Annotated in this window: 2 protein-coding genes; one reads left to right on the top strand and one right to left on the bottom strand. The window is 61.9% G+C overall.

The genetic code is table 11. The features are described 5' to 3' along the window. A partial coding sequence (locus tag EN994_RS28830) for a glycine cleavage T C-terminal barrel domain-containing protein (RefSeq protein ID WP_281060211.1) occupies positions 1-1,347 on the top strand: 1,347 nt, incomplete at its 5' end. A gap of 327 nt (positions 1,348-1,674) precedes the next feature. Here EN994_RS28830 and EN994_RS28820 read toward each other — a convergent pair. Beyond that, positions 1,675-2,046 (bottom strand): NAD-binding protein (locus tag EN994_RS28820; RefSeq protein ID WP_164746293.1); only part of this gene is annotated, 372 nt, incomplete at its 5' end.

The raw sequence follows: 2,046 nt of genomic DNA, 5'->3' as shown, positions 1-2,046 counted from the left end.
GGCTATTACCTCTCCGAACGGATCGTGGAGGGTGGCAACAGCATCGACACGGCGGAGCTGGATCCCCGCAGGTTCGGCCGATACGCCAACAAGAACTGGACCCGGGCCAAGGTCCGGGAAGCCTGGGGCACCCACGCCGTACAGCACTATCCGGGCCAGGACATGCCGGCGGCGCGACCGCAGAAAACGGCCCCGTCCTATGACCGCCTAAGTCAGCTTGGCGCGGTATGGGACGTGTTGAACGGCTGGGAGATGCCGAGCTGGTTTGCGCCCGCGGGTGTCGAGGCGCGCAATGTCTACAGCTGGCGCTGGACCCCCAAGGGGAACCACGTCGCCGCAGAGGTCCAGGCTGTCCGCCACGCCGGCGGTCTGGTCGAGATGACACCAATGACCAAGTTCGAGGTCGGCGGGCCGGGCGCCGAGGGCTGGCTCGACGGAATCCTGGCCAACAGACTGCCGCGTCCCGGTCGTGTCGCTCTTGCCCATCACCTGACGCCGACCGGCGGCGTGCAGGCCGAGTATGTGGTGGCGCGGCTGCAGAGCGACCTGTTCTATCTCATATCGACGCCGCGCGCCGAACGCTGGAACCTTGACGATCTCGGCCGGCTGTTGCCGAAGGACGGCAGCGTGCATCTGCGCAACGTCACGGAGGATCGCGGCAGCTTCACGGTGGTTGGGCCGAAGGCGCGCGACATACTGCAGCCGCTGACGGAGATCGACCTCTCCAACGAGGCCTTCCCATGGTTCAGCGTACAGTCCAGCACCGTCGGCATGGCCAGCGACGTACGGCTGCTGCGTGTCAACTATTCGGGTGAGCTGGGATGGGAGCTCTATCATCCACTCTGCTACCAGCGGCATTTGCTGGATGCGCTTCTGGCATCGGGAGAGGCACACGGGCTGAGGCTGGTCGGACTTCAAGCGCTGGAATCGCTTCGTCTCGATAAATCCTACCGGGCCATGTACCGCGATATGAACCCCGAATTGTCCGCCTGGGAAAGCGGCCTCGAGCGCTTCATCAGCCTCGACAACAGGGACTTCATCGGCCGGGCGGCACTGGTCGCGAAACAGCAGCAGGTTACACGCCGGATCGCCACACTGTCGATCGACACGGATGGTGCGAGCGCATTCGCCTTCGAGGGCGTTTACCGCGAAGGCGAGCTCGTCGGCCACATCACCTCGGCGGGCTATTCCTACACTTTTGGTCACGACATAGCACTTGCGCTGCTGCCCCTGGAACTTGTGTCGCCCGGTACCGAGCTCCAGGTTTCGATCCTCGGCGAGCGCCGCGCGGCAAAGGTGATCGCCGACTCGCCCTATGATCCGGAAGGCGCCCGCGGGCGCATGTGAGGTATCCCGGAGTACAGTTTCCGGTTCATCGATGTCTCAACCGTGCTGCAGGGTAAAACGCAAAAACCGCGCTCCATCGGGAACGCGGTTTTGCCAGATACGCATGGCGCTTCGCTACGCAAACACTTTGCGAAACTTATGGCACTTGTCGAAACTTACGGGCTCCGGTACGCGAGACCTGATCCGGAGCGCCGGACGGATGAGATGTCCGCCTCACAGTCCGTTTTATAGGGACATCGTTACCGCGGAGTTATCGAGAGCTTAAGCAAATCTAAATTTTCATTTTTTCCACCGAAGGAAACCGGAAAAATCCGCCAAATCCGTGGGTTACGCCGGGTTACCCCTGAGAAAATTAATTATGCCGGAGAAATCGACGCCGCCATGTCCCTGGGCGTTGAACAAGGCATAAAGCTGAGCCGCTTCGGCACCGAGCGGCGTTACAGCACCCGCACCTTGCGCGGCTTCCTGGGACAATTTCAGGTCTTTCAGCATCAAGGCGGCTGCAAATCCTGGGTTGTAGTCCCTGTTTGCGGGCGAAGTCGGCACCGGGCCGGGCACCGGGCAGTAGGTGGTCAAGGACCAGCATTGGCCCGACGAGGTCGAGGCGACGTCGAACAGCGCCTGATGCGACAGGCCGAGCTTTTCGGCCAGAACGAAGGCTTCGGCGACACCGATCATCGAAATGCCGAGGATCATGTT

The organism is Mesorhizobium sp. M7A.F.Ca.CA.002.09.1.1, assembly GCF_003998555.1.
GTDB lineage: Bacteria > Pseudomonadota > Alphaproteobacteria > Rhizobiales > Rhizobiaceae > Mesorhizobium > Mesorhizobium ciceri.
This window is presented reverse-complemented; position numbering and strand designations above follow the sequence as displayed.